Raw genomic sequence first — 25,177 nt, forward strand, 5'->3', positions numbered from 1 at the left:
GGGCGGCTGCGGAGTCAGCGGGTGCGGGGTCAGCGCGAGCGTTGGGTGGCCCATTTGCGGATGGTCTCTATGCGGGCGCGGATCTGGTCGGCGGAGGCCTGGGCGATGGCCGGGCCTCCGCAGGCACGGCGCAGCTCGGCGTGGATGACGCCGTGCGGCTGGCCGGTGCGGTGGTTCCAGGCGCCGACCAGGCCGTTCAGCTCTTTGCGCAGGGCCGCGATCTCCTCGTGCGGCGCGAGCGCCACCGGGGCTGGAGCGTCGGCCACCTTGCGCCGCCGGGCGGCCTGCTGATCGGCCTGGTGCTTGCGCAGCAGCACCGCCACCTGGTCGGGCTCCAGCAGCCCCGGCAGGCCGAGGAAGTCCTCCTCCTCGGGGGAGCCGGGCTCGGCCGAGGTGCCGAACTCGCCGCCGTCGAACAGCACCCGGTCGAAGGTCGCCGACGCCTCGACGGTCTCGAACGGCAGCTCGTCGCCCAGGACGTCCGGACTGTCCTTCTTCTGCCGGGCGTCCTCGACGAGGAAGTCGTCCAGGCCCTCCTCGGGGAGCTTGCGGTCCAGGACGTGGTCGCGCTCGGCCTCCATCTCACCGGCCAGGCCCATGAGGGTGGGCACCGAGGGCAGGAACACCGAGGCCGTCTCGCCACGCCTGCGCGCACGGACGAAGCGCCCCACCGCCTGGGCGAAGAACAGCGGCGTCGAGACGCTGGTGGCGTACACGCCCACCGCGAGACGCGGGATGTCGACGCCCTCGGAGACCATGCGGACGGCGACCAACCAGCGTTCCTCCGAGGCGCTGAACTGCTTGATCTTGTCGGAGGCGCCGGGGTCGTCCGACAGCACGACCGTGGCGCCCTCGCCGGTGATCGCGCGCAGGTGCCTGGCGTAGGAGCGCGCCGTCTCGTGGTCGGTGGCGATGACCATGGCCCCGGCGTCGGGCACGTGCCTGCGCACCTCGGTGAGGCGCTTGTCGGCCGCCCGCAGGACCTGGCGGATCCAGTCGCCCTTGGGGTCGAGGGCGGCCCGCCACGCCTGGCCCATCTGGTCTTTGGTGAGCGGCGTGCCGAGCGTGGCGGTGATCTCGTCACCGGCGCGGGTGCGCCAGCGCATCTCACCGGCGTACGCCAGGAAGATCACCGGGCGGACGACCCCATCGGCGAGCGCGGGGCCGTAGCCGTAGGAGTAGTCGGAGACGCTGCGCCGCACGCCCTCGCCGTCCTCGGCGTAGGTGACGAACGGGATGGGGTTGGTGTCGGACCGGAAGGGGGTGCCGGTGAGGGCCAGGCGCCGCGCGGCCGGCTCGAACGCCTCGCGCACGCCGTCGCCCCAGGACTTGGCGTCGCCCGCGTGGTGGATCTCGTCGAAGATGACCAGCGTCTTGCGGGCCTCGGTGCGGGCGCGGTGGAGCGCGGGGTGCATCGACACCTGGGCGTAGGTCACCGCGACACCGACGTAGTCGCGCGAGGTGGCGCCCTGGCTGTTCTTGAACTCCGGATCGATGGCGATGCCGACCCGGCCCGCGGCGTCGGCCCACTGGCGCTTGAGGTGCTCGGTGGGGCACACGATGGTGATCGCCCGCACGATGCCCCGGCTGATCAGCTCGCTGGCGATGCGCAGCGCGTACGTCGTCTTGCCGGCGCCGGGGGTCGCCACGGTCAGGAAGTCGCGCGGCTCGCGCCGGGAGTAGAGGTCGAACGCCTCCTGCTGCCACGCGCGGAGCTTGGGCGCGGTGCCCCACGCGGCTCGGTCGGGATAGGAAGGTGACAGATGGGACGCGGCAAACGAGCTCACGCCGACCTCCTTGTCAGAGGACCTTTCCGGACCTCGGGGCGGTGCCCCACACTGATGATCTTGTCGTCGCGCTCGCTTCGCTCCCTCACAGTGAAGCCACGATAGCGGGGGACACCGACAGGACGTGCCGCCCCCGAGGATGCTCGCCATCGCGCCCCTCCCGTGCTATCGCCCCGTCCAGGGACCGGCGGCACGCCGCTGAGGCGTCCACAGGGACGCCGGCGGAGGACGGCCGGGCTAGGTGACTCCGCGCATGATGGCGTCGATCTCGGCACGGCGCCGGGGGGTGTCCGGCTGCGCGACGGCGAGCAGGACGACGCTCTCGCCGTTCTTGGTGAGAAGTGTCACACGCAGATAGGCGGGCTGGTTGACCACGTCGGTGTAGGTCGCGCGGAGGGCGCGGGTGTGGCCGGTGAACCCGTTCACCGCGACCGGGCGGTCGTCCACCACCTCCACCTCGTCGCCGTGCAGCAGCAGCCGCCCGTACAGCTCGGCCAGGTCGAGCGTGGCCGCACGCGGGCCCGCGACCGGAAGCGGCCCGGCCGGGCGGGCCATGACGAGCGCGGAGTCGCCCGCGGTGGCGACCGAGGTGAACCCGGTGACCGGCGGGACCGTTCCCGGCGTCCAGCCGGACGGCAGCGTGTAGCCGACTCCGGCGACGCCGTCGTCCACCGGGACGGGGCCCGGGCTCGCGTTCAGGCGGCTCACGGCGAAGGCGACCACTCCGGCCACCAGGGCGGCGCCCACGACCACCGCCACGACGAACAGGAGCACCCGGCGGGCCCAGGAAGGCACCCTGACCCGCGAGGGGGTGGCCGGAGCGCCGTACAGCCGGGCCGACGGCGGCAGCCCTTCCTCCTCCGGCGGAGGCCACACGGGCTCGCCGTACGGCCGTCGCCCGGTGCGGTACTTGTCCACAGCGCCTCCTCCCGTGCACCGAGTATCCGTTCCAGGGCGGCCCTTCCGTCAACGAAACATTCGAATAATGACGCCGATGACCGCAACGGGCCGTCCGGACGCCCCGCCGGAGACCGGCCCGGGCGGATGTGGGGGCGCCCCGAAGCGCGGGCGATCCGGCGTCAGGGCCGCGAGGTCACCGGGTTCCTGACACCACCGCGGGAACGGCGATCCGGCGCGCGGCGGTCATTGGGCGGGGACGCGGCAGGTGTCAGGGAGTGGGGGCGCGGTAGGCGGTCCACATGTCGCGCATGCGGGCGGCCTGGCCGGCGGTGAACTCCGACATGCAGCGGTCGTGGGCGTAGTCCATGTAGTTGTGCACCGGGTCGTCGCCGAGGTCGGGGCAGGTGTCCTTGCGATCGGGGCACCCCTGGGTCGAGGTGGCCTCGGGCGGGGTGTCGTCGACCGAGTCCCCGGGCGAGCCGCAGCCGTTCTCGAAGGTGTGCAACAACCCGAGCCAGTGGCCGATCTCGTGCACCGCGGTGTACCCCTTGCCGAAGTCGCGCAGGCTGCCGCCGGGCAGGCTGCGCCAGTCGACCACGACACCGTCCAACTTGGGGCTGTTCTGGTACCAGTGCGGATAGGTGGCGTAGCCGAGCACCAGTTCGCCGAACTGTGCGACGTAGAGGTTCAGCGTCTCGGCGCCGCCCTTGCGCAGCCGCTGCTTCATGGCGGCCTCGTTGGCGAGCGGCTGGTGGAACCACACCTGGTTGTCGGTGCGCGTGACGCCGCGCAGCGCGAACCGCACGCCGGTGTCGGCGCCGCCGAGCCGTCCTCCGTAGGCGGCGTTCAGCGTCTCGACCTGGGCCGTGACGGCGGCCTCCGGCGCGCCCGCCTGCCCGTCGGTGATCACGTGGACCCACAAGGGGACAGTGACCGTGTGGGCCCGGAGACCGGGACGCAGGGCGCCGAGCCGGCGCCGCATCTCCGAGAGCATGCGCTCGGTGTCCCGGCGGTCGGGCGCGTACGGCTCCGGGCCGCGCCCGTCCATGCGCGGGGGACCCGCGTGCCCGCCGCACGGGCGCGCGGCGGCGACACGGGCCGGCACGCCGGGCGCGCCCGCGATCGTGAACAGGCACGCCAGAGACCCCAAAGACACGGCAACCGTGCGCCGCACCATGCACTCCCCCGGTTCGATCAGGTCAGAGTGCTGACGCTAGCCGCCGCCGCGCCGATCGCCGGGGAGCAACACTCGCTCCCCGGCCAAGGGTTCACCCAGGCTCGCCCGAGCACGAACGACTCGCCGCACGGCCGGACGCGCGGCCTCGCGGGGTCACTCTTTGGGGCCGCCGCCCAGGGGAAGACCTTCGTAGATCTCCTTGCACTCGGGGCACACCGGGTATTTCTTGGGATCACGGCTCGGGACCCAGACCTTGCCGCAGAGCGCCCGGATCGGCGTGCCGGTCACCATGCTCTCGGTGATCTTGTTCTTGTCCGCGTAGTGCGAGAAGCGCTCGTGGTCTCCCTCGTCGCCGTGCGAGAGGTTCGGCCGTACTTCGCTCTCGGGAAGGATCTTCGTGCTCACGACATCCGAGTCTACGTGCGCCGGGGAGCGGCGCGGCGGACGAACCCCTGATCCGGCCGGCCCTCGCTTGCGGCGCGGGCCGGCCGGGAGCGGACCTCAGCCCACGTGGACGGCGGCGTCGTAGGTCTTGCGCCCGGCCCGGACGAACAGGGCGAGGATCGCGGCCAGGACGGCCACGATGACGCTCACGGTGAAGCCGAAGTGCATGCCCGAAAGGAAGGAGCTGTGCGCCGCGTGCGTCAGCGCGTCGGCGATCGGCTTGGGCGTACCCGGCTGCACCGGAGCGACCCCGATCGCGACGAGGTTCTTCATCGCCTCGACCTGCGCGGGGGTCGCGGGGATGTGCGCGGCGGCGAGATTGCCCGGCAGGACGTCCCCCACGCGGGCGGTGATCAGCGCGCCGAGCACCGCGGTGCCGAGGGACCCGCCCACCTGCATGGCCGACTGCTGCATGCCTCCGGCGACGCCGCTGTACTCCTCGGGCGAGTTGCCGACGATGACCTCGGTCGCCCCGACCATGACGGGCGAAAGGCCGAACGCGAGCAGCGCGAAGGGGACGGCGGTGTCGAGGTAGCCGGCCTCCAGCCCGAGGCGCGAGAGCAGGAACATCGAGATCGCGGTGATCAGCATGCCGACGGCGATCGGCACCTTGGGCCCGAACCTGCTCAGCGCCGCGCCCGCCAGCGGGGAGGCGACGATCATGCCGGCGCTCATCGGCAGCATGCGCATGCCCGACTCCAGCGGGGACAGTCCGTGCACGCCCTGGAAGTAGAAGGTCAGGAAGAACATCGCGCCGAACATCGAGAAGGCCATGAGCACCATCAGGACGGTGCCGATGGAGACCGACGCGTTGCGGAACAGGGTGAGCGGCAGCAGGGGCTCGGTGGCCCGGGTCTGCCAGAACACGAAGGCGGCGCCCAGCACGACGGCCCCGGTGAAGAACCCGATCGTCCGGGCATCCCCCCAGCCGTAGCCCGGCGCCTTGATGATGGCCCACACCAGGCAGAACATCGCGCCGGACAGGAGCACCACGCCGGGGACGTCCACCTTGGACAGCACCTCGGACCTGCTCTCCTTGATGACCCACAGCCCGACCAGCACCGCGACCACGCCGACCGGCACGTTGATGAAGAAGACCGACTGCCAGCTCACGTTCTCGACGAGCAGGCCGCCGATGATCGGGCCCGCGGCGCTGGAGACGCCGATCGCCGCGCCCCAGATGCCGATGGCCATGTTCAGGCGTTCGGCGGGGAAGGCGGCGCGCAACAGGGCGAGGGCGGCCGGCTGGAGCAGCGCCCCGAACAGGCCTTGGAGCACCCGCAGGGCGATCAGGACGCCGATGGAGGAGGTCAGGCCGATGGCGAGCGAGGTGAGGGCGAAGCCGGCGATGCCCACCAGGAAGACCCGCTTGTGGCCGAAGAGGTCGCCCAGCTTGCCGGCGGTGATGAGGAAGACGGCCAGGGCGAGCAGGTAGCCGCTGGTGATCCACTGCAGGTCCGACAGGGACGCCCCGAGGTCCTTGCCGATCACCGGGTTGGCGATGGAGACCACCGTGCCGTCGAGCATCACCATGATCACGCCGAGCGCGACGGCGAGCAACGTGAGCCAAGGGTGGCCGTGCCCGCGTCGGACCGGCGCGTCGGCGGGCGCGGCCAGCGCTTGTGCCATGGAAGATCCCCCGTTTCGAAAGATTGGTCGACTTCTAGTAATTTATGGCAGAGCATGACAGATGACAAACGGTTTTATACGACAGATCATGACTTGTGGCACAATGTGAAGTGAACATTTCGAGGAGGTGACCGGCATGGGTCTTCGGGAGCGCAAGAAGCACCAGACCCGGCTGGCGCTGATAGACGCGGGCTTCCGGCTGTTCCTCGCCCAGGGGTACGAGGCCACGACCGTCGACCAGATCGCCGCCGCGGTGGAGGTCTCCCCGCGCACGTTCTTCCGCTACTTCGGCAGCAAGGAAGACCTGGCCCTGGACTTCACCCTCGAGTACGACGAGCGCATCAACGCCGCCCTCGCCGCCCGGCCCGAGGACGAGCCGCCGTTCACCGCCCTCACCCGCGCCTTCCGCGAGTTCATCCACGCCATGGCGAGCGACGCCGCCGAGGAGACCGAGCGCTTCCTGCGGCACCGCCGCGTCGTCGACGCCAACCCGGCGCTGCTGTGCACGAGCTTCGCGCGCATGGCCGACATCGAGCAGAAGCTCACCGTCGAGATCGCCAGGCGCCAGGGCACCGACCCCGCCACCGACCCGCGCCCACGGCTGCTGGTGGCCTTCGCCACCTCGGCCGTCCGCGTCGGGATGGACTGCTCGGTGGACGACGACAGCTATCTCCACAGCCTGGTCGCCAACGTCGAGCGCGCGCTGGACCTCGCCGAGCAGTCGCTGCGCCCCGGCTGGGACCGCCCGCCCGCGGCACCGTCGGCGGCACCGTCGGCGGCACCGCCCTCCGGCCACCACGCCGGCCACGAGCCGTGCGAGGGCGAGGACCCTGTCGCCGCCGACCAGCACCCGGGCGCCGAGCCGCCCGCGGCCGCGGTCAGTTGAGCTTGGGGTCGTCCGGGCAGGTCGCCACGAACGCCAGCTCGCCCGGCTGACGCCGCAGCACCGACCGCCACAGGTTGGCCGGGCGCGAGTCGAAGGTGTCGCCCGGTTCGGCCTCGACGACGTACCACGAGCCCTCGCGGATCTCGCTCTCCAACTGGCCCGCCGTCCAGCCGGCGTACCCGGCGAAGATGCGCATCTGCGTGATCTCGCCCGCGAGGATCTCCGGAGGCGCGTCCAGATCGACCGTGCCGAGCTTGGAGACGGCCGACGAGCCCGCGTGCAGCCTGCGCCAGCCGAGCGGCTCCTGCCCGCTCGGCACCGAGGCCAGGGCCAGCGCGCTGTCGGTCTGCACCGGCCCGCCCTCGAAGAGCACCGGAGGGCCGGACACCAGGGAGTCCCAGGAAGGGAGCACCTGCGTCACGGTGACCTCGCTCGGCCGGTTCAGCATGACGCCGAGGGTGCCGCCGTCCTCGTCGTGCTCGAGGATCAGCACGACGCCGCGCCGGAAGTTCGGGTCGTCAAGCAGTGGCGTCGCCACGAGGAGCCCGCCGACGTAGATCGCCTCCGCCATGCATCCATCATGACGCGTGATGCGGGGAACGCGCGCCCGCCCCCGGGCAGACAGGGCCGCCACCTCGCTATATGTTACTCAACGCGTTCAACCGGGCACTGTCGGTATGTAGTATCGATGACTGGAGGATCCGATCGGCTCGCGAACACCGCGCATGGGAGGAAAGGAAGGGGCCTCATGTACCGCCTCATGATGCTGGCTCTCGTGGCGGCGGGCGTGGCCGCCGGCGTCCCGGCCGCCGGGGCCTCGTACGCCGCGGGCGTCACCGGGCGTGAGGCGCGCGACCTTCGCGACGGGCGCGTCGAGGTGACCATGTCCAAGGTCGAATGCCCGTCCGGGCGGGCCGACGTCATCATGACCGCCCCCCGCCACCGCGACGTCGTGGAGTACTCCGTCTACCGAGGCGGCTCGCTGGTGCGCAACGGCGTGCTCTGGCCCGGCGTCCAGCGCAACATCCCGGTCTACCTCGAACCGCGCACCAGCGAACGGGTCACCGTCACCATTCAGGGCCAGGGCACCACGACCTTCCGCGTCTACTCCGGCTGCGAGGACGACGCCCCGACCGGCTCCACCGGCTCGACGGCCACCCCGGCCTCCCGCGACTCTCAGGAGTCCTACGGCGAGTACCGCGAGAGCGTCTACAGCGAGAGCGACAGCGACAGCGCCTCCCACTCCAGCGGCGAGCACGGCGCGCGGCACGTCAACGGCCTGCGCGCCCACCGGTACAACCCGCTGCTGCGCCGGCAGGGCATCGACCGCCTTCCCTACACCGGCCCGCCCGCCGACCTGTACGGCAAGATGGCCACCGCCGTCGGCATGGTCATCTTCGGGGGCATGCTCTGGGGCATCGCGGTCATCTGGCCCCGCCGCGCCCCCGTCGAGCCCCTGCTGCGTCCCCGCCCCCTCTACGCGACCGGCCGCCGCCCGCTCACACCCCGCTGACGGCCCACGCCTTCACGCCCCGCTGGCGGCCCACGCCTTCACGTCCCGTGGTGACGGCCCACGCCTTCACAACGCCGGGGCGTGGCCGGCGTGGGTCCTCGGCGTCACGCCTCGGTGAAGCCTCGTGCCCGGCCGCCGGCCGACTCGCGGACGGCCGCGGCGACCGCGGTGGCGACATCGGGGTGGAACACGCTCGGGATGATGTAGTTCGGACCGAGCTCCTCCACCGCCACGACGTTGGCCAGGGCGTTGGCCGCCGCCAGCAGCATGCCCTCGGTGACCATGCGCGACTGCGCGTCCAGCAGGCCGCGGAACACGCCCGGGAAGGCCAGCACGTTGTTGATCTGGTTCGGGTAGTCCGAGCGGCCGGTGGCCACGACGGCCGCGTGCTCGCGGGCGTCGTCCGGCGAGACCTCCGGCTCGGGGTTGGCCAGGGCGAACACCACGGCGCGGTCGGCCATGGCGGCGATGTCGTCGCCGGTCAGGATGCCCGGCGCCGAGACCCCGATGAAGACGTCGGCGCCCTTGACCGCTCCGCGCAGGTCGCCCGCGTACCCCTCGGCGTTGGTGTTCTCGGCGATCCACCGCAGCGACGCGTCCAGGTCGTCGCGGCCCTGGTGCACGGCCCCGAGGTAGTCGCAGACGACGACGTTGCGCGCGCCCGCGGCCATCAGCAGGCGCAGCACGGCCGTGCCGGCCGCCCCCGCGCCCGCCATCGCGATCTTCACGTCCGGCAGCGACTTGCCGACGACGCGCAGCGCGTTCGTGAGCGCGGCCAGCACGCAGATGGCGGTGCCGTGCTGGTCGTCGTGGAAGACCGGGATGTCCAGCAGGTCGCGCAGCCGCCGCTCCACCTCGAAGCAGCGCGGCGCCGAGATGTCCTCCAGGTTGATGCCGCCGAACCCGGGGGCGATGGCCTGGACCACTTCGACGATCTTGTCGACGTCCTGGGTGTCCAGGCAGATGGGCCAGGCGTCGATGCCCGCGAACCGCTTGAACAGGGCCGCCTTGCCCTCCATGACCGGCAGCGCCGCCGCGGGCCCGATGTTGCCCAGGCCCAGCACGGCCGAGCCGTCGGTGACCACCGCGACGGTGTTGCGCTTGATGGTCAGGCGGCGGGCGTCCTCGGGGTTGCGGGCGATGGCGAGCGACACCCGGGCCACGCCCGGCGTGTAGGCCATCGACAGCTCGTCGCGGTTGCGCAGCGGCACCTTCGACTGCATCTCGATCTTGCCACCGAGGTGCATGAGGAACGTGCGGTCGCTGACCTTGTGGATGACGACGCCCTCGACGGCGTCCAGGCTGTCGACGATCGTCTGCGCGTGGTCGGTGTCCTTGGCCGCGCAGGTGACGTCGATGCGCAGCTTCTCGTGACCGGCGTTGGTCACGTCTAGGGCGGTCACCACGCCGCCGGCGGTCTCCACGGCATGGGTGAGCTGACTGACGGCCTTACCGCCCGCCGGGACCTCGAGACGGACGGTGATGGAGTACGACACGCTCGGCACGGTGGCCACGTCGATCCGCTCCTTTGCGGGTGTGGTGGTCGCGCTCGCTCGGGTGCCGCTGTTGGTGCATCCCGGCTCGCCTGCTCCCCTTCCGGGACATCCATCGTGCCAGACCCGAGCAGGTTGTTCCGCCTCATGCCGTGCTTCTTTGCCTCGCTGCGCTCGGCCGGCTCGGGGCGCCTTTGAGGCGGCGCCCCGAGCGGGGCGTTGTGGCCGATCCGCGGGAATGGCTTGACGGGCTCGGGGTGCCTTGGGGGGCGAGGGGTCAGAAGAGGGCGCTGGCGAGGTTGCGGCGGGCTTTGGCGACGGAGGGGTCGCTCGCGGGGAGGGCGTCGAACAGGCCGAGGAGGTGGCGGCGGACGCGGTCGCGGTCGTCGCCCGAGGTGCGGCGGACGGTCTGGACCAGCCGCTCGAAGGCCTCGTCGACCTTGCCACTGAGCATCTCGATGTCGGCCGCCTGGCTCTGGACCTCGACGTCGGACGGGCTCTCGGCGGCCCGCCGGAGGACCGCGCCGGCGTCCAGGTCCTGCGTGCGGCGGACCAGCCCCACGCCGGCCAGGCCGATCTTGGCGTCCGGGTCGGCCGGCGAGCGGGCGAGCAGCCGCTCGTAGGCCGCCGCCGCCGCGTCGAGGTCACCCTCTTCGATGGCCTTCTCGGCCGCGAGCAGGTCGGGGTCGGTCTGCGGCTGCGGCTCCGCGCCCTGCTCGTCCTGAGGGGCGTCCGGGGTGGGCGGGAGGTACTGGGCGAGCGCCTGCATGAGCTGGTCGAGCCACTGGCGCACCTGCGCCTCGGGCAGCGCGCCCTGGAAGCCGGTCACCGCCTGGCCCTGGAAGACGGCCAGGACGGTGGGGATGCTCTGCACCTGGAGCGCGCCGCTGATCTGGGGGCTGGCGTCGACGTCCACCTTGGCCAGCACCCAGCGGCCGGCGGCCTCGGCGGCTAGCTTCTCAAGGATCGGGCTGAGCTGCTTGCACGGCTCGCACCAGGTGGCCCACAGGTCGAGGATGACCGGGGTGCGCATGGAGCGCTCGATGACGTCGGTGGCGAAGGTCTCGTCGGTGACGTCGATGACCGTGCCGGCCGCCGGCGCCGCGGGGGCGCCTCCCGCGGCGGCCTGTTGCGCCGCCGCCTCGCGACGGGCCTGGGCTTCGAGCGCCTGCTTGCGCGCACCGAGATCCACGGCCCCCTGCAACGAAGCCGGTCGAGTGAAGTCCGCTGGGCTCATACGTCCAATCCTGCCGCATCCGGCGTGTGCTCATGGTCGGCGGGCGCACCCTCGGAAGACTCGGCCCCGTTATGTCACGCCTTTATCGCGAATTCGCACGGATCTGTCATAAATCACGGATATCCCGAACGATGGCTCTCGGCATGAATTCAGCTCACTTGGAGGTGGGTGTGAGACGCGTCATCGTCGTTTCCGCCGCAGCAGCCGTGATCGCCGCCACCCTGGCGTTCCCGGCGCAGGCCGTCCGAACGACGGCCGAACCCGCGACGGCGACCCAGTACGTCGTCCTGTACAAGGAAGGCGTCGCGCCGGCGGACGCCCAGAAGGCCGTCGAGGCCGCGGGCGGCAGCGTGGTCAAGGTGAACCAGGCCGTGGGCCTGGCCACGGTCACGACCACGAACGCCGGCTTCGTCTCCGCGGTGACGAGCTCCGCCGCGATCGAGGGCGTGGCCCGCGACCGCGCGGTCGGCAGCGTTCCCAAGAGCGCCGCCAGGACCGCCCTCACCGGGCGGGCGGCCAAGGACGCCAAGGCCGTCGAGAAGGAGGGCCGCGGCGGCGGGCCGTTCAAGCACGGCCACGCGGTGAAGGCCGAGCCGCTCTCGGACCTGCAGTGGGACATGAAGCAGATCCACGCCGAAGAGGCGCACAAGTACGAGCAGGGCGACCCCAAGGTCCTGGTCGGCGTGCTCGACACGGGGATCGACGGTTCCCACCCCGACATCGCCCCGAACTTCAACAAGGCGCTGAGCCGCAACTTCACCGTCGACGTCCCCGCCGACGCCAACGGCGAGCCGATCGACGGCCCCTGTGAGGACGAGCCCGACAAGTCCTGCAACGACCCCAACGACGTGGACGAGGACGGGCACGGCACGCACGTGGCCTCCTCGATCGCCTCGCCGATCAACAAGCTCGGCATCGCGGGCGTGGCCCCCAAGGTCACGCTGGTGAACCTGCGCGCGGGCCAGGACTCCGGCTACTTCTTCCTGCAGCCCACCGTGGACGCCCTGACGTACGCGGGCGACATCGGCGTCGACGTGGTCAACATGAGCTACTACATCGACCCGTGGCTGTTCAACTGCGTCGACAACCCGGCCGACTCGCCCTCCGACCAGTTGGAGCAGGCGACGATCATCAAGGCCACCCAGCGGGCCCTGGACTACGCCCACCGGCACGGCGTGACGCTGATCTCCGCGGCCGGCAACCAGGCCAGCGACTACACCAAGACGTTCGTCGACACCACCAGCCCGGACTTCGCCGACGTGCCCGGCGAGGCGCCGCGCACCCGCACCGTCCCCCCCAGCTGCGTCTCGATGCCGAGCGAGGGCCAGCACGTGATCTCGGTGTCCTCCACCGGCATCAGCAAGCGCAAGGCGTACTACTCCGACCACGGCAACGGGTACATCGACGTGGCCTCCCCCGGCGGCGACGTCTACGACACCCCGGACAACACCCGCGACATCACCAAGGCGACGCTGTCGGCCTATCCCAAGTCGCTCGCCGTGGCCAACGGTGAGATCGACGCCGACGGGAACCCGACCGTGAACTACGTCGTCAAGGACTGCGCCGGCGCCACCTGCGCGTACTACCAGTACCTGCAGGGCACCTCGATGGCCTCGCCCCGCGCGGTCGGCGTCGCGGCGCTGATCGTCAGCAAGTACGGCCACCGGGACTTCCGCAACGGCGGCAAGACCCTCTCGCCCGACCTGGTCGAGAGCATCCTGAAGGCGACCGCCACCAAGACGGCCTGCCCGAACCCGCCCGCCTACACCTACACCCGCATCCTGCCGAGCGGCAGCACGGTGACCGCCACCCACGTGTGCGAGGGCACCACGGCGTCCAACGGCTTCTACGGCAAGGGCATCGTCGACGCCCTGCGCGCCGTCGGCCGCTAGAGCCGGAACGAGAACCAGCGCTGGAGCCGGAGCGCCACGCCCGTAGAGCGCCCCCCGCCATGGGGCCGCACGGGTGACGGCACGCCCGGCGTCAGCCGGTTCACAGGGGCCCGTCCTTCGGGGCGGGCCCCTTCGCGTCGCCGCCGCGGCCGCCGTCGCGCCGCGACGGCCCGGCGCCGGGCCGCCCCGGCACCAGCACCTCGTCCTCCTCCTCGAAGGCGGGGAAGTCGCCGGCGGCCACGCGCATGGTGCGCAGCAGGCCGAAGATCTCGGTCTTCTCGCCGTCGCCGTACATCGTCATGCAGAAGTCGGCGCCCATCAGATCGGCGGTCGCCCGCTCGACCACCTCGCGTCCCTTGGCCGTGATCTCGGCCAGGACGCCGCGGCCGTCCTTGGGGTTGCGCATGCGGCGTACCAGCCCCGCGCGCTCGAGCCGGTCGATGGTGTTGGTCACGCTCGTCGGGTGGACCATGAGCCGCTCGCCGATGCGCGACAGCGACAGCGCGCCGGTCCTGCTGAAGGTGAGCAGGACCAGCGCCTCGTAGCGCGCGAAGGTCAAGTCGTGCGGCCTGAGCAGCGTGTCCAGTTGCCCGATGAGGATCTGGTGCGCTCTCATGATCGATGTGACGGCGGCCATGGCGGAGGACGGCCCGAAACGGACGCGCCAGGTCTCAGCGGCACGCTCGATGGGGTCGAACGGCAGGTTAAGCGGCTTCGGTACACCGATGGACACAACGCTACGCTAGCGCCTGTCGCCGCCATTGACGCAGGGTCACTGAGTTCCATCGCATACCCAAGAACGGGGACGCCAAACATCACGCTCCGTTATGGTGTGCATGTCAAGAGGTGAGGCGCGGCAAAGCCCGACCCAAAGCAAGGGGAAAGCCGCGCCGTACGACGCGAGGCGCGGCTACGCGATCCCCGCGGGTGTGCGGCGTGGCGAGCAGGGTCGGGTGCCGGGTGCCAAGGGGCCGGCACCGGTGCCGAAACGCGCCGCTCATCCAGGCACGGGGGTTTTTCAAATGAAGAGCATGTGCGCGACGGCACGGGCCGCGCGGCCGGGTCTCCGGCCCGCGCGGGGCCGTGCTTGAGCAAAGGGGCGTTTCGCGCGAAGAGCTGAAGCACAGCGCGCTGGTGGCGGTAGGGATGCTGCTCGCGCTGGGCCTGCTCGCGGCGTGGAGCGTCCTTGTACCGGGCATTTCCGCATGGGAGAACATCGTCGTCGCGGTCATCGGGTCGCTCCGGTTGACCGGGCCGGTGGCCGCCGCGTTCGCCGCGTGGGTCGCCGTGCGCAAGCGCCGCGCCGCCCGCGGCCGGCTGCCGGGCGGCTGGCGGGTGCTGCGCGCGCCGCTGGCGGTGCTGGCGGTCGTGGTGGGCGCGTTCGGCGCCACCGTCACCATGCTCGCCATGAAGGCCGTCCTCACCGAGCAGGCCGGCCACCTGGCGCCGAGCGGCCTCGCCGTGGGCGCCGCCGGTCTCGCGCTGTACGCGGTGATCGGCTGGGTCACGGGCTGGGCCGCGCCCTGGGCGCTCGCCCCGTTCGCGGCGGGCGCCGGCAGCTACGCGTTGTTCGCGTCGCTGTCGGCGGGGTCGGGCTGGATCGTCAAGCTCGCGCCCGCGACGCCCGAGCCGTACGACCCGTTCGAGGGGCTGAGCCGCGCGGCGTTCGCCGACCAGTCATTGTGGTTGCTCGGCCTGACCACCGCCCTGCTGCTCATCTGGACCACCGTTGTGACCCGCAGAGCGCTCGCGCTGGCTTTCGCGCTGCTGGCGGTGCTCGCGGCGGGCACGGGCATGGCACGGGTCCTCGGCGAGCCGCAGGCCGTCGCCGCCACCGAGACGATGGTCTACAGCTGCCAGGAGTGGCCGATCACGGTGTGCGTCCACCCCGGCATGCGCAGCGGCCTGACCGAGCTGGGAGCCGCCTTCACCACGATCGCCGCCCGGCTCACCGGCACGCCCGCCGCCTTCTCCCGGGTCGAGCAGCGGCCGCGCGACGACGCCCGCCCGGCCTCTGGGGGCGCGGCCGGCGCGGTCGCCATCCATGTGGACGACCTCACCCCCGGCTACGCGTCAAGGGCCGCGGCGGAGTTCGTCGAGCGTTTGGCCCCGCGGTGCGGCGAGGCCCGCGCCGACGGCTACCGGGCCATCGTGAGCGCCTGGCTGCGCGGCGAGCCGCTGCCGAGTGGGCCGCTGCCGGGCCACCAGGCGGCCGCCGCGTGGTTCTCCGCGCTCAGCGAGAGCCAGCGCCGCGACTGGTTGCGCATGTTCTACACCGACTTCGCCACCTGCCGGCTGAAGGCTTCGCACTTCGGCGGCGGGGTGGCCGTCGCGGGCGGTGGCGGCACGCCGGCCGTTCCCGGCGGGGACGGCCGGCACGGGAGGGACGGCCGGCACGGGAGGGACGGCGGCGACGGCGGGGCGGCGACGCGGCGGATGTCACGCGGCGGGGACGCCACTCCGCCCGCCGGGCCGGCCGGCGCCACGCTCTACTCCGGCCGGTCGCCGGTCCCCGGCTCGCCGTACCCGACCATGCCCGGCCCTTCCTCGTCCGGTCCTTCCACGCCCGGCCCTTCCTCGTCCGGTCCTTCTTCGCCCGCACGGACGTCGGTGGCCTCGGCAAGGTGAGAAACCTCGCATCCCGGGAAGGAGAACGGCCGTGAACCGCCAGACGTCGACCCCCCGGACGGCCGCCGAGGCGGCGGAACCGGCGCCACGCCGATCCCGCCGCGGCTGGCGCATCCTGGCAGGGGTTCTCACCGTGCTCGTGCTGCTGACCGTGGGCGCCAAGCTGACCTGGTCGTACCTCAACCCGTTCGGGGAGACCACCATCGACCGCAGCCAGCCGGTGCTGCTGCAGTCGATCCAGAACATGAGCCGATTCCAGTCCGCCACCGGCAACTTCCAGGTCATCGTGGACCTGGAGAAGGACGCGCCGTTCCTGCCGGACGCCGTCAAAGGATCGCGCACGCTCTTCGTCGGCGCGGGCGGGGTGAACGCCTACGTCGACTTCTCGCGCCTGCCCAAGGACGCGATCACCGTCTCCGCCGATCGCACCGAGGTCACCGTGCGCATCCCGCACGCGCAACTGGAGAAGCCGAACCTGGACAACAAGAAGTCCTACGTGTACGCCCAGCAGCGCGGCCTGCTCGACCGCGTGCAGGAGATGCTCTCCAACTCCCCCCAGAACCAGCAGGAGCTGTACGTCCTGGCCGAGCAGAAGATCGCCGAGGCCGCTCAGGCCAGCGACCTGCGCAACCGCGCCGATCAGAACACCAAGCTCATGCTGGAGGGCATGCTGAAGTCGTTGGGCTTCACCAAGGTCACCGTCGCCTACACCGACGAGCCCTGACCCGGCCGCCACACCCCGAAGGCCGCGGCATGGGTCTCACTCCTCGTCCAGCAGCCCCGCGTCGTGGACGAGGAGCGCGATCTGGACGCGGTTGTTCAGGCCCAGCTTGGTGAGGATGCCGGAGACGTGGGTCTTGACCGTCGGGACGCCAAGGTAGAGCGCGGCGGCGATCTCCGCGTTGGACCTGCCCTGACCGACCCCGAGGGCGACCTGGCGTTCACGGTCGTTCAGCGACGTCAGGCGCTCCCTGGCCTGGGCACGCCGCCGGTCGTGGCCCGATTCGGCCACCCGGGCGATGAGGCGCCGGGTCACCCCGGGCGACAGCACCGGGCGCCCCTGCGCCACCTGGCGCACAGCGGCCACGATCTCGGCGGGCGGAGTGTCCTTCAGCAGGAAGCCCGCGGCCCCGGCACGCAGTGCGGCGAGCACGTGGTCGTCGGCGTCGAAGGTGGTCAGCACGATGACCTCCGGCGCCATGGGCCGGGCACGCAGCGCCCTGGTGGCGGCCAGCCCGTCCATCACCGGCATGCGGATGTCCATCAGCACCACTGCGGGAGCGTGCCGGTCGACCAGGGGCATCACCTGCGCGCCGTCACCGGCCTGGCCGACGACGGCGATGTCGGGGGCGCCGCCCAGCATCATCACCAGCCCGGCCCGTACCAAGGGATCGTCGTCGGCGATGAGCACGCGCACCGGGGACGACTCGATCGAGGTCATGGCGGCCACGGTAACCAGGCCCACAGCCGCCAGTCACCTTCGGTGGCCCGGTCCACCAGCGTCCGGTCACCGTCGGCGGCAGGTCCTTCGGCGGCGGGCCCTTCGACGGGGAGTCCTTCGACGGGGAGTCCTTCGGCGGCGGGCCCATGCTCCGGCCGCCCGTCACCTTCGGGGGCGGGCCCGTGCTCCAGCCGTCCGTCCACCAGGGCGACCCGCTCCGCCAGCCCCACCAGCCCCTGCCCCGCTCCTGACGGGGCCGGTCGCGCGGACGGGGCCGGAAGGGCGTTGCGGATCTCCACCTCCAGCCCGCGTCCGGGCGCGCCGCGCACCCGGACGCGCACCTCGGCGCCCACCGCGTGCTTACGGGCATTGGTGAGGCCCTCCTGGACGATGCGGTAGGCGGTGCGCCCCGCGCGGTCGGGGGCCGGGCCCGGCAGCTCCTCGGTGAACTTCACCCGCATCCCGGCCAGGCGCGACTCGGCGACGAGGGCGCGCACGTCGGCCAGGCCCAGGGGGGCCAGCTCACCGACGGGGGCGCGCAGTACGCCGATGACCTCGCGCAGGTCCTGGAGCGCCTGGTGGGCGCTCTCGCGGATGACCTTGGCCGCCCTGGCGACGTCGTCGGGGGACGCGCCCGGGTGGTATTCCAGGGCGCCGGCGTGGACGCTCAGCAGCGACAGCCGATGGCCGAGCACGTCATGGATCTCCCGCGCGATCGCCTCGCGCGCCTGGTGCTGGGCCTGCAGGGCGCGCAGGTGGGCCTCGGTCTCGGCGCGGACGGCGCGGTCGCGCAGCGACAGCACCAGGCTGCGCCGCTGGTGGATGAACAGTCCCCAGCCCACCACCGCGCCCTGGATGGCCAGCCCCAGCACGAACAGCAGCGGGAAGGGCAGGCCGGGCTCGGGACGCAGGAACGTGTAGATGAGGGCGGACACCAGGCTGAGGGCGAAGACGCCGCCGGAGACGCGCGGAGGCCGGTGAACGGCGACGGTGAACAGCGCCACCAGCATCGCGCCCGCGACCATCTCCGACCACGCCGACAGGGCGACCAGCACCAGCGCCAGCTCCACCGGCCACCGGCGGCGCAGCCACAGCGAGGCACAGCCCAGCGCGCCGACGACCTGGTCGAGGGTGAACAGCCACGCCGGTGAGGGCATGACCGCGTCGAGGCGCTCGGCCATGGTCAGCAGGCCGAAGCCCGCCGCCAGCAGGAAGACGGCGATGTCCGCGAGGGCGTCGCGGACGGGCCGCCGCGGCGCGGAGGCGATGGCTGATCCGTTCATCTGCCGCGAGCTTACGACCGGCCCCCGCGCAGCGCCCATCCCCGCGAGCCGGGCGATACGGAAGTCAACAGGGACGAGACTTTCGCCGGAGAGAGCGCCGAGGCCGGATACGGCGGTCCAGGACGGCGGTCCGTATGGCCGTTACGAGGCGGGCCGGCGGCTCCATAGCTTTCCGTCATGCGCAACAACATCGAGGTGGCCGGGCTGGTGCTGGCGGCCGAGGGCATCAGCGGGGCCATCGACCGGGTGGCCGTGCAGCCCTTCATGGCGATCTTCCTGAACTTCTTCAACCGCGTGGTGGTCCCCCGCATCGGCTTCCTGACCGGCTACGAGCTGTACGCCAACCTGGCGCTGGCCGCGCTCGGGATCATCGTCGTCATCGCCGCCGCTCCCCGCCCACAGTGAGCGCTCCGCACGCTGGAGGCCCTGCACGATAAGGCGAGCGCGCGGCACGGGAGGCGAGGCGGGCCTATCGGGGGTGGAGGGTGAGGGCGCCGTCCGGGGTGTGGGCCACGGCGGCGCCGAAGGCGCGGCTCTCCTGATCGAGGACGGCCCTGAGCCACTCGGCGTCCTGGTCGCAGGCGCGGTCGAGACGCAGGCGGCGAGCCCGCATGGGGATCATGGTGAGGTCGAGCAGCCTTCCGGTGTCCGCGTCCAGCGACGCGAAGTACAGCAGTCTCAGGTCGTCCCGGTAGCGCTCGTAGCCGGTGATGCCCTCGTAGTCGTCGATGAGGTCGCCGCAGCCGTATAGGACGAGCCGGTCCCGGTACACCTCCACCGGGCGGGGGTGGTGTGAGGAGTGCCCATGGACGACGTCCACGCCCGCGTCCACCAGCGCGTGCGCGAAGCGCCGCTGCGCCGGGGAAACGTGGTAGCCCCAGTTGGAACCCCAGTGCAGCGACACGACCACGAGGTCACCGGGGCCCTTGGCCCGGCGCACCCGGCCGGCGATCTCCGCCGTGCCGATGTGCGCCGGCTCGGGGACCAGGTCGACGCCTGACCGGTCGGCGGTCGCCGCCCAGCTCGCGGGAACGCCGCTGGACTCCATGCCGCAGGAGAAGACCAGCACCCGGCCGCCTCCGTCCGGGGTGAGCACCACGGGCCGCCGGGCCTCGCGGATCTCCCGCCCGGCCCCGGCGGCGCGGAACCCCGCGCCGGTCAGGGCGTCCATCGTCTCGGCGAGGCCCCGGCGGCCGAAGTCCATCACGTGGTTGTTGGCCAGCGCGCAGACGTCGGGACGGGCGACGGCGAGACAGGAGAGGTTGGCGGGATTCATCCGGTAGTGGACGGCCTTGCCGGGCCAGAAGTCACCGCAGCGTGTGACGCTGGTCTCCAGGTTCACGATGCGAACGCCGGGCGCCGACTCCTCCAGGACCGCCAGGGCGTCGCCCCACGGCCAGCGGTCGCCGGCGGGGCGGGGAACCGGGCCGTTGACCGCCTCGGCCAGCCCGACGTAGTCGCGCGCGTCCCGGACGGACGCCTCCCGCAGCGCCGGATCACCGGGGTGGTCCAGGATCTGGTCGACGCCCCGGCCGAGCATCACGTCACCGCAGAGGAACAACGTCAAAGATCGACGTCGCATGTCTTCATGCTATCCGCGCCGCGGGAACGACTCGGCTCCCGCTGGGAACGGGTCAGCTCTTGAGGAAGGCCAGCAGGGCCTCGGTGACCTCGTCGGCGTGGGTCCACAGCAGGCCGTGCGGGGCGCCCTCGATCTCCACGTAGGTGGCCTGCGGCAGCAGCCGGCGGAAGGGCCGGGCCGTGGCGTCGATGGGCAGGATGCGGTCGGCGGTGCCGTGCAGGATCAGGGTGGGCACGTCGATCTTGGCGATGTCGGCGCGGAAGTCGGTGAGCCAGGTGGGCACGCAGGCCGACGAGGCGTACGCCGACGCGCCGGCGGCGACGTACCAGCTCGCCTTGAGCGCGGCCTCGCTCAGCCGGGTGCCGAGGTTCTCGTCGGTGTTGTAGAAGTCGGCGTAGAAGGCGTCGAAGTAGGCGTACCGGTCGGCGGTCACGGCGGCGAGGATGCCGTCGAAGACCGACTTGTCGACGCCGGTCGGGTTGTCGTCGGTCTTGAGCAGGAACGGCTCGAGCGAGGCCAGGAAGGCGGCCTTGCTCACCCGCGTGGAGCCGTAGGTGCCCAGGTAGCGGCCGACCTCGCCGGTGCCCATCGAGAAGCCGACGAGCACGGCGTCGTCCAGATCGAGCTCACTCAGCACCATGTCCAGGTCGGCGGCGAAGGTGTCGTAGTCGTAGCCGGTGGTGGGCTGGCTGGACCTGCCGAAGCCGCGGCGGTCGTAGGTGATGACGCGGTAGCCCGCCTTGAGCAGCGCCGCGGTCTGCTTCTCCCAGGAGTGCCCGTCGAGGGGATACCCGTGGATGAGCACGACCGGCTGCCCGGAGCCGTGGTCTTCGTAGTAGAGCTGGATCGGGGTCGAGTTCTCGTTGCCAACGGTGATGTACGCCATGACGCTTCCTTCGAGGTAGGTGCTGTTGCGTTCGCCTGCCATCGCATCGTACACGATTACCTCGTGCGCGAGATAATCGGGAGCGCCGGACCTGGCGTAAACTCTTTCCATGACACCAGGCACACCGGGCCCGGCACCGGCCGACACCGCGCCGGGCGCGCTGTCGGAGCTGCTGTGCTTCGACCTCTACGCGGCCTCGCGCAGCCTCACCGCCGTCTACCGCCCGCTGCTGGAGCCCCTAGGACTCACCTACCCGCAATATCTGGTGATGGTCGTGCTCTGGCAGCACGACGGCAGCACCATTCGCGACATCGTCGACCAGCTCCAGCTCGACTACAACACCGTCTCGCCGCTGCTCAAGCGCCTGGAGTCGCGGGGCCTGCTCACCCGGCGGCGCAGGGCCGACGACGAGCGCACGGTGGAGCTCGCGCTCACCGACGAGGGCCGCGCCCTGGGGGCCGCGGTCTGCCACATCCCGGCCGCCATCGGCGAGGCCGTGGGCATCGACGCCGCCACCATCGCCGTCCTTCAGCGCACCCTGCGCCAAGTCACGGCCTCGGCGAGCGCGTACGCCGCCCGCAACGCCTGACGCCCCAGCCGAGGAGGTCACTCCCCGGCCGTCGCGGCCGGGGCCGCCCACGCCGCGTGCGCCGGAGCGCGGACACGGAAACCCGGCGGAGACGGGCCCGGCGCGGCATGCCACGCGCCAATGCGCGCGCACCCGCGAGACTTGACTCCCATATTCACTGCACCCGGCAAGACACCTTAAAGATGGCCCATCTCTCAAGCGGTCCGGTTCATCGAGAACCGCCGAAACCTCGAGCGGCGACGGGACGGACGGCCCACGCCTGCGCGGACCGCCGATCGACGCCCGCGTCCACGGGAGGTCAGGAGGCGGGGACGGTGATGATCAGCGCGTCGCCCTGGCCGCCGCCGCCGCACAGGCCGGCCGCGCCCGTGCCGCCGCCGCGACGGCGCAGCTCGTGGGCGAGGGCCAGCACGATGCGCGCGCCCGAGGCGCCGATGGGGTGGCCCAGCGCGATGCCGCCGCCGTTGACGTTCACCTTGTCCTCGGCCACGCCGAGCTCCTTGGACGACTGGAGCACGACCGCCGCGAACGCCTCGTTGATCTCGATGAGGTCGAGGTCGTCCACGGTCAGCCCCTGCTTGCCCAGGGCGTGGCGGATGGCGTTGGCCGGCTGCGACTGCAGGGAGTTGTCGGGGCCGGCGACGTTGCCGTGCGCGCCGATCTCGGCCAGCCAGGTCAGGCCCAGCTCCTCGGCCTTGGCCCGGGACATCACCACGACCGCGCAGGCGCCGTCGGAGATCTGGGACGCCGAGCCGGCCGTGATCGTGCCGTCCTTGGTGAACGCGGGCCGCAGCCGCGCCAGCGTCTCCACGGTGGTGTCGCCGCGCACGCCCTCGTCGGCGGAGACGACCAGGGGGTCGCCCTTGCGCTGGGGCAGGGTCACCGGGACGATCTCGTCGTCGAACGTGCCGTCCTTGGCGGCGGCCGCCGCGAGCTGGTGGGAGCGCGCCGAGAAGGCGTCCTGCTCCTCACGCCCGATGCCGAGGCGGGTGTTGTGCCGCTCGGTGGACTCCCCCATCGACACCTGGTCGAAGACATCCCTGAGCCCGTCGAACGCCATCGCGTCGACGATGTCGGCCCCGCCGTACTTGACGCCCTTGCGCAGGCCGGGGAGCAGGTGCGGGGCGTTGGTCATCGATTCCATGCCGCCGGCCACCACGATGTCGAACTCGCCGGCCCGGATGAGCTGGTCGGCCAGCGCGATGGCGTCCAGGCCGGACAGGCACACCTTGTTGATCGTCAGCGATGGCACGCTCATCGGGATGCCGGCCTTCACCGCCGCCTGGCGCGAGGGGATCTGCCCGGCCCCCGCCTGCAGCACCTGGCCCATGATCACGTACTGGACCTGCTCGGGCGCCACGCCGGAACGCTCCAGGGCCGCCTTGATCGCCAGGCCGCCCAGCTCGACGGCGGACAGGCCGGACAGGGAACCGAGCAGGCGGCCGATGGGCGTGCGGGCCCCCGCGACGATGACCGATCGCGACATGCCGGGCGGGGTGGCGGGAGAACTGGACACCAGGGCCTCCATGATGGGGTCTTCGGCGACTTTGCCACCATACCTACGACGCACCACCCGCCCCCAAGGCAGGTCTCTCGGAGCGCGCGCCGCGCGGCTCGCGAGAGACCCGCTGGGCATTCCGGCTTTCGCGGCCGGTCACGGACGGAGGACACGCAATGCTGCTGAGAATCGACCACGTGGGCATAGCCTGCGAGAATCTCGAGGAGAAGATCGCGTTCTACGAGTCGGCCTTCGGCGTGACCGTGGTCGCCCGGGAGGTCAACGAGGAGCAGGGGGTGAAAGAGGCCATGTTGCACGTGGCGGACGGCGAGGGCGGGGGGTCCTACATCCAGCTGCTCGAACCGCTGCACGCCGGGACGCCGGTCGGCAAGTTCCTGGCCAAGCGGGGTGAGGGCATCCATCATGTCGCCTATGGTGTGAGCGATGTCACCGCCGCACTGGAGGCCATCGGCGCCACGGGGGTGCGTTTGATCGACCTGCACCCGCGGCACGGCGCAATGGGCACGTCAATCGCGTTTCTTCATCCGAAAGATGTGGGAGGAGTCTTGACAGAGCTGGTCGAGTCCCCTCCTCGTCCGTCCTAGCTGACGAAACTTAACAATGGCTTATTCGTAACAAGTCGCGCAGAAAGTCGGACGGGACCTCCAATTCGGCAACACCGGAGTACGCTGGCCTACCATCCGGTACGTGGACCCGCCGTGGACGGGCGAGCCGGGCACGAGGACATCAGGGGCGAGCGGCAGCGCGCCCCTGCGAGCGAGTGCCTGGGCGCGCGCGCCCGCCGGCACCGGCCCCCGCATCGGATGTCCGCCCCCCGTCCGGCCCGTGTAGCCGTCTCGACAACCCAGGATCGAGCCTCATGCAGTCCGACATCGACGCCCAGCTGAACAATTTCTTTGAAGACGCCCCCACGCGGGAATTCGACGTGGTTCTCCGTGGCTACGACCGGCACCAGGTTCACGACCACCTCAAGCAGCTCGACACCGACCTGCGGCAGACTCGTGAGCAGCTCTCCGCCTTGCAACGGGAGCTGTCCGACTCCCAGCGGCAGCTGCAGGAGCAGGAGCGCCCGACCTACTCCGGTCTCGGCGCCCGCATCGAGCAGTTGCTGCGTCTCGCGGAGGAGCAGGCCACCGAGCTCGTCCAGGCCGCGCGGGCCGAGGCCAACGAGATCAAGGCCGCGGCGAAGGTGGACGCGGCGGACGTCCGGGCGGCGGCCGAGCATGAGGCCGCCGAGAAGCGCGCGCTGGCCACCCGTGAGACCGACGAGATGCGCACCATGGCCGAGCGGGAGGCCGAGGAGATCCGCTCGACCGCCAAGCGCGAGGCCGACGAGCTCACCTCGACCACCGAGCGCGAGGTCTCCAAGCTCCGCGCCACGGCCGACCACGAGGTCGCCGAGAAGCGCGCGGACGCCGAGCGCGAGATCGCCAAGCTGCGCACCACCACCGAGCGCGAGGTCGCCCAGCTGCGCGCCTCCACCAAGCGCGAGCGCGACGAGGTGCTCACCACGGCCAAGCGCCAGGCCGACGAGATGCGGGCGCAGGCCCAGCGGGTCCTGGAGGAGTCCGAGGCCAAGCGCGCCCAGGACGAGGCCGAGTTCGAGATCCAGCTCGCCGCCCGCCGCGAGGAGGCCGAGCGGCTGGAGGCCGAGCGTCACGCCACCGCCCAGGCCAACACCCAGAAAATGGTGGCCGAGGCCGAGCAGCGGGCCGCCACCGCCGAGCAGCGCGCCAGCAAGGCCACCCAGCAGGCCGAGCAGACCCGCCGCGAGGCCGACACCCACGCCAAGCAGCTGCTCGCCAACGCGCGCAAGAACGCCGACCAGATGGTCGCCGACGCCAAGGCCAGCGCCGACTCCATCGTGTCTGAGGCCAAGTCCGAGGCCGAGCGCAACCGGACCGTCGCCCAGCGCCAGGTGGACGAGCTGACCCGCCAGCGCGACAGCATCACCAGCCACCTCGCCCAGCTCCGCCAGCTCCTCGGCGGCGCCGCCCTGCCGGGCATGGACGAGGCCCCGGCGGTCGCGGCCCCCGCGCCCAAGCCGGCGCTGGCGGCCACGCCTTCGGTGAGCGAGAAGCCGAGCCCGGCCCCCGCTCCTCAGCGCGCCGCGGCCCCGGCCGAGGACGACTCCGAGTGGTGGCAGGAGTAACCAGCCCACCTGGCCGAGGCCGGCGGTTCGGGTAAGGCGCCCGAGTCCGCCGAGCAGGGCGAGGCCGGCGAAGGGGACGCAGGACGGTGGAGGAGAGCCTGGCGATCACGGGTCGCTAGGCTCTCCTTTGTTGTCCGCC

General features: G+C 71.8%; 22 protein-coding genes and 1 pseudogene. 9 read left to right on the top strand and 14 right to left on the bottom strand.

All coding sequences use genetic code 11. The features are described 5' to 3' along the window. Window positions 1-29: 29 nt before the first annotated feature. From ACWEN6_RS15950 to ACWEN6_RS15970, 5 genes are all read right to left on the bottom strand, one after another. Window positions 30-1,787 (bottom strand): DEAD/DEAH box helicase, encoded by a 1,758-nt coding sequence (locus tag ACWEN6_RS15950; RefSeq protein WP_452570858.1) that lies wholly within the window; start codon window positions 1,785-1,787, stop codon window positions 30-32. Between the two features lie 237 nt (window positions 1,788-2,024). Next, the gene (locus tag ACWEN6_RS15955; protein ID WP_452570859.1) at window positions 2,025-2,705 is read right to left on the bottom strand and encodes a hypothetical protein; all 681 of its coding nucleotides are present in this window, start codon (window positions 2,703-2,705) and stop codon (window positions 2,025-2,027) included. A gap of 250 nt (window positions 2,706-2,955) precedes the next feature. Further along, window positions 2,956-3,843, bottom strand: coding sequence for a zinc metalloprotease (locus ACWEN6_RS15960; RefSeq protein ID WP_452570860.1), 888 nt, complete (start codon window positions 3,841-3,843; stop codon window positions 2,956-2,958). 174 nt (window positions 3,844-4,017) lie between these two features. After that, window positions 4,018-4,269, bottom strand: a complete 252-nt coding sequence (locus tag ACWEN6_RS15965) for a DUF3039 domain-containing protein (RefSeq protein WP_354841953.1) — start codon at window positions 4,267-4,269, stop codon at window positions 4,018-4,020. A 96-nt stretch (window positions 4,270-4,365) separates the two neighbouring features. Continuing rightward, the gene (locus ACWEN6_RS15970; RefSeq protein WP_452570861.1) at window positions 4,366-5,937 is read right to left on the bottom strand and encodes an MFS transporter; all 1,572 of its coding nucleotides are present in this window, start codon (window positions 5,935-5,937) and stop codon (window positions 4,366-4,368) included. Window positions 5,938-6,073: 136 nt separating this feature from the next. Between ACWEN6_RS15970 and ACWEN6_RS15975 the strand changes: the two genes are divergently transcribed. After that, on the top strand, window positions 6,074-6,823 hold the full coding sequence (locus tag ACWEN6_RS15975; protein WP_452570862.1) for a TetR family transcriptional regulator: 750 nt from the start codon (window positions 6,074-6,076) through the stop codon (window positions 6,821-6,823). Here ACWEN6_RS15975 and ACWEN6_RS15980 read toward each other — a convergent pair. Beyond that, window positions 6,816-7,394: a YqgE/AlgH family protein gene (locus tag ACWEN6_RS15980; RefSeq protein WP_354841945.1), complete on the bottom strand. Its 579-nt coding sequence runs from the start codon at window positions 7,392-7,394 to the stop codon at window positions 6,816-6,818. The two genes, ACWEN6_RS15975 and ACWEN6_RS15980, sit on opposite strands and share 8 nt — an antisense overlap. Before the next feature lie 177 nt (window positions 7,395-7,571). Between ACWEN6_RS15980 and ACWEN6_RS15985 the strand changes: the two genes are divergently transcribed. Continuing rightward, the gene (locus ACWEN6_RS15985) at window positions 7,572-8,336 is read left to right on the top strand and encodes a hypothetical protein (RefSeq protein ID WP_452570863.1); all 765 of its coding nucleotides are present in this window, start codon (window positions 7,572-7,574) and stop codon (window positions 8,334-8,336) included. Window positions 8,337-8,440: 104 nt separating this feature from the next. On the opposite strand, the gene ACWEN6_RS15990 is transcribed toward ACWEN6_RS15985, so the two are convergent. Continuing rightward, window positions 8,441-9,850: an NAD-dependent malic enzyme gene (locus tag ACWEN6_RS15990; RefSeq protein ID WP_354841940.1), complete on the bottom strand. Its 1,410-nt coding sequence runs from the start codon at window positions 9,848-9,850 to the stop codon at window positions 8,441-8,443. A 256-nt stretch (window positions 9,851-10,106) separates the two neighbouring features. After that, window positions 10,107-11,066 carry a tetratricopeptide repeat protein gene (locus ACWEN6_RS15995; RefSeq protein ID WP_452570864.1) on the bottom strand — a complete coding sequence of 320 codons (960 nt, stop codon included), beginning with the start codon at window positions 11,064-11,066 and terminating at the stop codon, window positions 10,107-10,109. A 170-nt stretch (window positions 11,067-11,236) separates the two neighbouring features. Between ACWEN6_RS15995 and ACWEN6_RS16000 the strand changes: the two genes are divergently transcribed. After that, complete coding sequence (locus ACWEN6_RS16000) at window positions 11,237-12,958, top strand: S8 family serine peptidase (RefSeq protein WP_452570865.1); 1,722 nt, start codon at window positions 11,237-11,239, stop codon at window positions 12,956-12,958. Window positions 12,959-13,178: 220 nt separating this feature from the next. Here the strand turns inward: ACWEN6_RS16000 and ACWEN6_RS16005 are convergent. Continuing rightward, a pseudogene (locus ACWEN6_RS16005) lies at window positions 13,179-13,685 on the bottom strand (MarR family winged helix-turn-helix transcriptional regulator); the annotation flags it as partial. A gap of 407 nt (window positions 13,686-14,092) precedes the next feature. Here ACWEN6_RS16005 and ACWEN6_RS16010 point away from each other — a divergent pair. Continuing rightward, window positions 14,093-15,586 carry a hypothetical protein gene (locus ACWEN6_RS16010; RefSeq protein ID WP_452570866.1) on the top strand — a complete coding sequence of 498 codons (1,494 nt, stop codon included), beginning with the start codon at window positions 14,093-14,095 and terminating at the stop codon, window positions 15,584-15,586. 31 nt (window positions 15,587-15,617) lie between these two features. Further along, window positions 15,618-16,310 carry a DUF4230 domain-containing protein gene (locus ACWEN6_RS16015; RefSeq protein WP_354841926.1) on the top strand — a complete coding sequence of 231 codons (693 nt, stop codon included), beginning with the start codon at window positions 15,618-15,620 and terminating at the stop codon, window positions 16,308-16,310. Between the two features lie 36 nt (window positions 16,311-16,346). Here the strand turns inward: ACWEN6_RS16015 and ACWEN6_RS16020 are convergent, their stop codons facing one another. Next, entirely contained in the window at window positions 16,347-17,027 is a 681-nt protein-coding gene (locus ACWEN6_RS16020) for a response regulator (RefSeq protein WP_452570867.1), read from the bottom strand. Further along, window positions 17,024-18,310 carry a sensor histidine kinase gene (locus ACWEN6_RS16025; protein ID WP_452570868.1) on the bottom strand — a complete coding sequence of 429 codons (1,287 nt, stop codon included), beginning with the start codon at window positions 18,308-18,310 and terminating at the stop codon, window positions 17,024-17,026. Before ACWEN6_RS16025 ends, ACWEN6_RS16020 begins: the two co-directional genes overlap by 4 nt. A gap of 177 nt (window positions 18,311-18,487) precedes the next feature. Between ACWEN6_RS16025 and ACWEN6_RS16030 the strand changes: the two genes are divergently transcribed. Next, window positions 18,488-18,715: a hypothetical protein gene (locus ACWEN6_RS16030; protein WP_452570869.1), complete on the top strand. Its 228-nt coding sequence runs from the start codon at window positions 18,488-18,490 to the stop codon at window positions 18,713-18,715. Between the two features lie 64 nt (window positions 18,716-18,779). Here the strand turns inward: ACWEN6_RS16030 and ACWEN6_RS16035 are convergent, their stop codons facing one another. Next, window positions 18,780-19,892 carry a CapA family protein gene (locus ACWEN6_RS16035; RefSeq protein WP_452570870.1) on the bottom strand — a complete coding sequence of 371 codons (1,113 nt, stop codon included), beginning with the start codon at window positions 19,890-19,892 and terminating at the stop codon, window positions 18,780-18,782. A gap of 52 nt (window positions 19,893-19,944) precedes the next feature. Continuing rightward, on the bottom strand, window positions 19,945-20,778 hold the full coding sequence (locus tag ACWEN6_RS16040) for an alpha/beta fold hydrolase (protein ID WP_452571000.1): 834 nt from the start codon (window positions 20,776-20,778) through the stop codon (window positions 19,945-19,947). Between the two features lie 109 nt (window positions 20,779-20,887). Here ACWEN6_RS16040 and ACWEN6_RS16045 point away from each other — a divergent pair, with 109 nt between their 5' ends. Then, window positions 20,888-21,367 carry a MarR family winged helix-turn-helix transcriptional regulator gene (locus ACWEN6_RS16045; RefSeq protein WP_452570871.1) on the top strand — a complete coding sequence of 160 codons (480 nt, stop codon included), beginning with the start codon at window positions 20,888-20,890 and terminating at the stop codon, window positions 21,365-21,367. A 298-nt stretch (window positions 21,368-21,665) separates the two neighbouring features. Here ACWEN6_RS16045 and ACWEN6_RS16050 read toward each other — a convergent pair whose 3' ends face one another. Next, a complete protein-coding gene (locus tag ACWEN6_RS16050) occupies window positions 21,666-22,853 on the bottom strand; it encodes an acetyl-CoA C-acetyltransferase (RefSeq protein ID WP_452571001.1) in 1,188 nt (395 codons plus the stop codon). Window positions 22,854-23,041: 188 nt separating this feature from the next. Between ACWEN6_RS16050 and mce the strand changes: the two genes are divergently transcribed. Continuing rightward, a complete protein-coding gene (gene mce / locus ACWEN6_RS16055) occupies window positions 23,042-23,470 on the top strand; it encodes a methylmalonyl-CoA epimerase (RefSeq protein ID WP_354841907.1) in 429 nt (142 codons plus the stop codon). Window positions 23,471-23,745: 275 nt separating this feature from the next. Further along, window positions 23,746-25,038 carry a DivIVA domain-containing protein gene (locus ACWEN6_RS16060; protein ID WP_380826956.1) on the top strand — a complete coding sequence of 431 codons (1,293 nt, stop codon included), beginning with the start codon at window positions 23,746-23,748 and terminating at the stop codon, window positions 25,036-25,038. The last annotated feature ends 139 nt before the right edge of the window (window positions 25,039-25,177 follow it).

The organism is Sphaerisporangium sp. NPDC004334, from assembly GCF_053602655.1.

Excerpts from the sequence above, each read along its gene's own strand:
- ACWEN6_RS15980 (WP_354841945.1), bottom strand. The coding sequence starts at position 7,394 with ATGGCGGAGGCGATCTACGTCGGCGGGCTCCTCGTGGCGACGCCACTG.
- ACWEN6_RS16035 (WP_452570870.1), bottom strand. The coding sequence starts at position 19,892 with ATGCGACGTCGATCTTTGACGTTGTTCCTCTGCGGTGACGTGATGCTC.
- ACWEN6_RS16030 (WP_452570869.1), top strand. The coding sequence starts at position 18,488 with ATGCGCAACAACATCGAGGTGGCCGGGCTGGTGCTGGCGGCCGAGGGC.
- ACWEN6_RS16020 (WP_452570867.1), bottom strand. The coding sequence starts at position 17,027 with ATGACCTCGATCGAGTCGTCCCCGGTGCGCGTGCTCATCGCCGACGAC.
- ACWEN6_RS16060 (WP_380826956.1), top strand. The coding sequence starts at position 23,746 with ATGCAGTCCGACATCGACGCCCAGCTGAACAATTTCTTTGAAGACGCC.
- ACWEN6_RS16045 (WP_452570871.1), top strand. The coding sequence starts at position 20,888 with ATGACACCAGGCACACCGGGCCCGGCACCGGCCGACACCGCGCCGGGC.
- ACWEN6_RS15985 (WP_452570863.1), top strand. The coding sequence starts at position 7,572 with ATGTACCGCCTCATGATGCTGGCTCTCGTGGCGGCGGGCGTGGCCGCC.
- ACWEN6_RS16040 (WP_452571000.1), bottom strand. The coding sequence starts at position 20,778 with ATGGCGTACATCACCGTTGGCAACGAGAACTCGACCCCGATCCAGCTC.
- ACWEN6_RS16050 (WP_452571001.1), bottom strand. The coding sequence starts at position 22,853 with ATGTCGCGATCGGTCATCGTCGCGGGGGCCCGCACGCCCATCGGCCGC.
- mce (WP_354841907.1), top strand. The coding sequence starts at position 23,042 with ATGCTGCTGAGAATCGACCACGTGGGCATAGCCTGCGAGAATCTCGAG.
- ACWEN6_RS15970 (WP_452570861.1), bottom strand. The coding sequence starts at position 5,937 with ATGGCACAAGCGCTGGCCGCGCCCGCCGACGCGCCGGTCCGACGCGGG.
- ACWEN6_RS16025 (WP_452570868.1), bottom strand. The coding sequence starts at position 18,310 with ATGAACGGATCAGCCATCGCCTCCGCGCCGCGGCGGCCCGTCCGCGAC.
- ACWEN6_RS15975 (WP_452570862.1), top strand. The coding sequence starts at position 6,074 with ATGGGTCTTCGGGAGCGCAAGAAGCACCAGACCCGGCTGGCGCTGATA.
- ACWEN6_RS15995 (WP_452570864.1), bottom strand. The coding sequence starts at position 11,066 with ATGAGCCCAGCGGACTTCACTCGACCGGCTTCGTTGCAGGGGGCCGTG.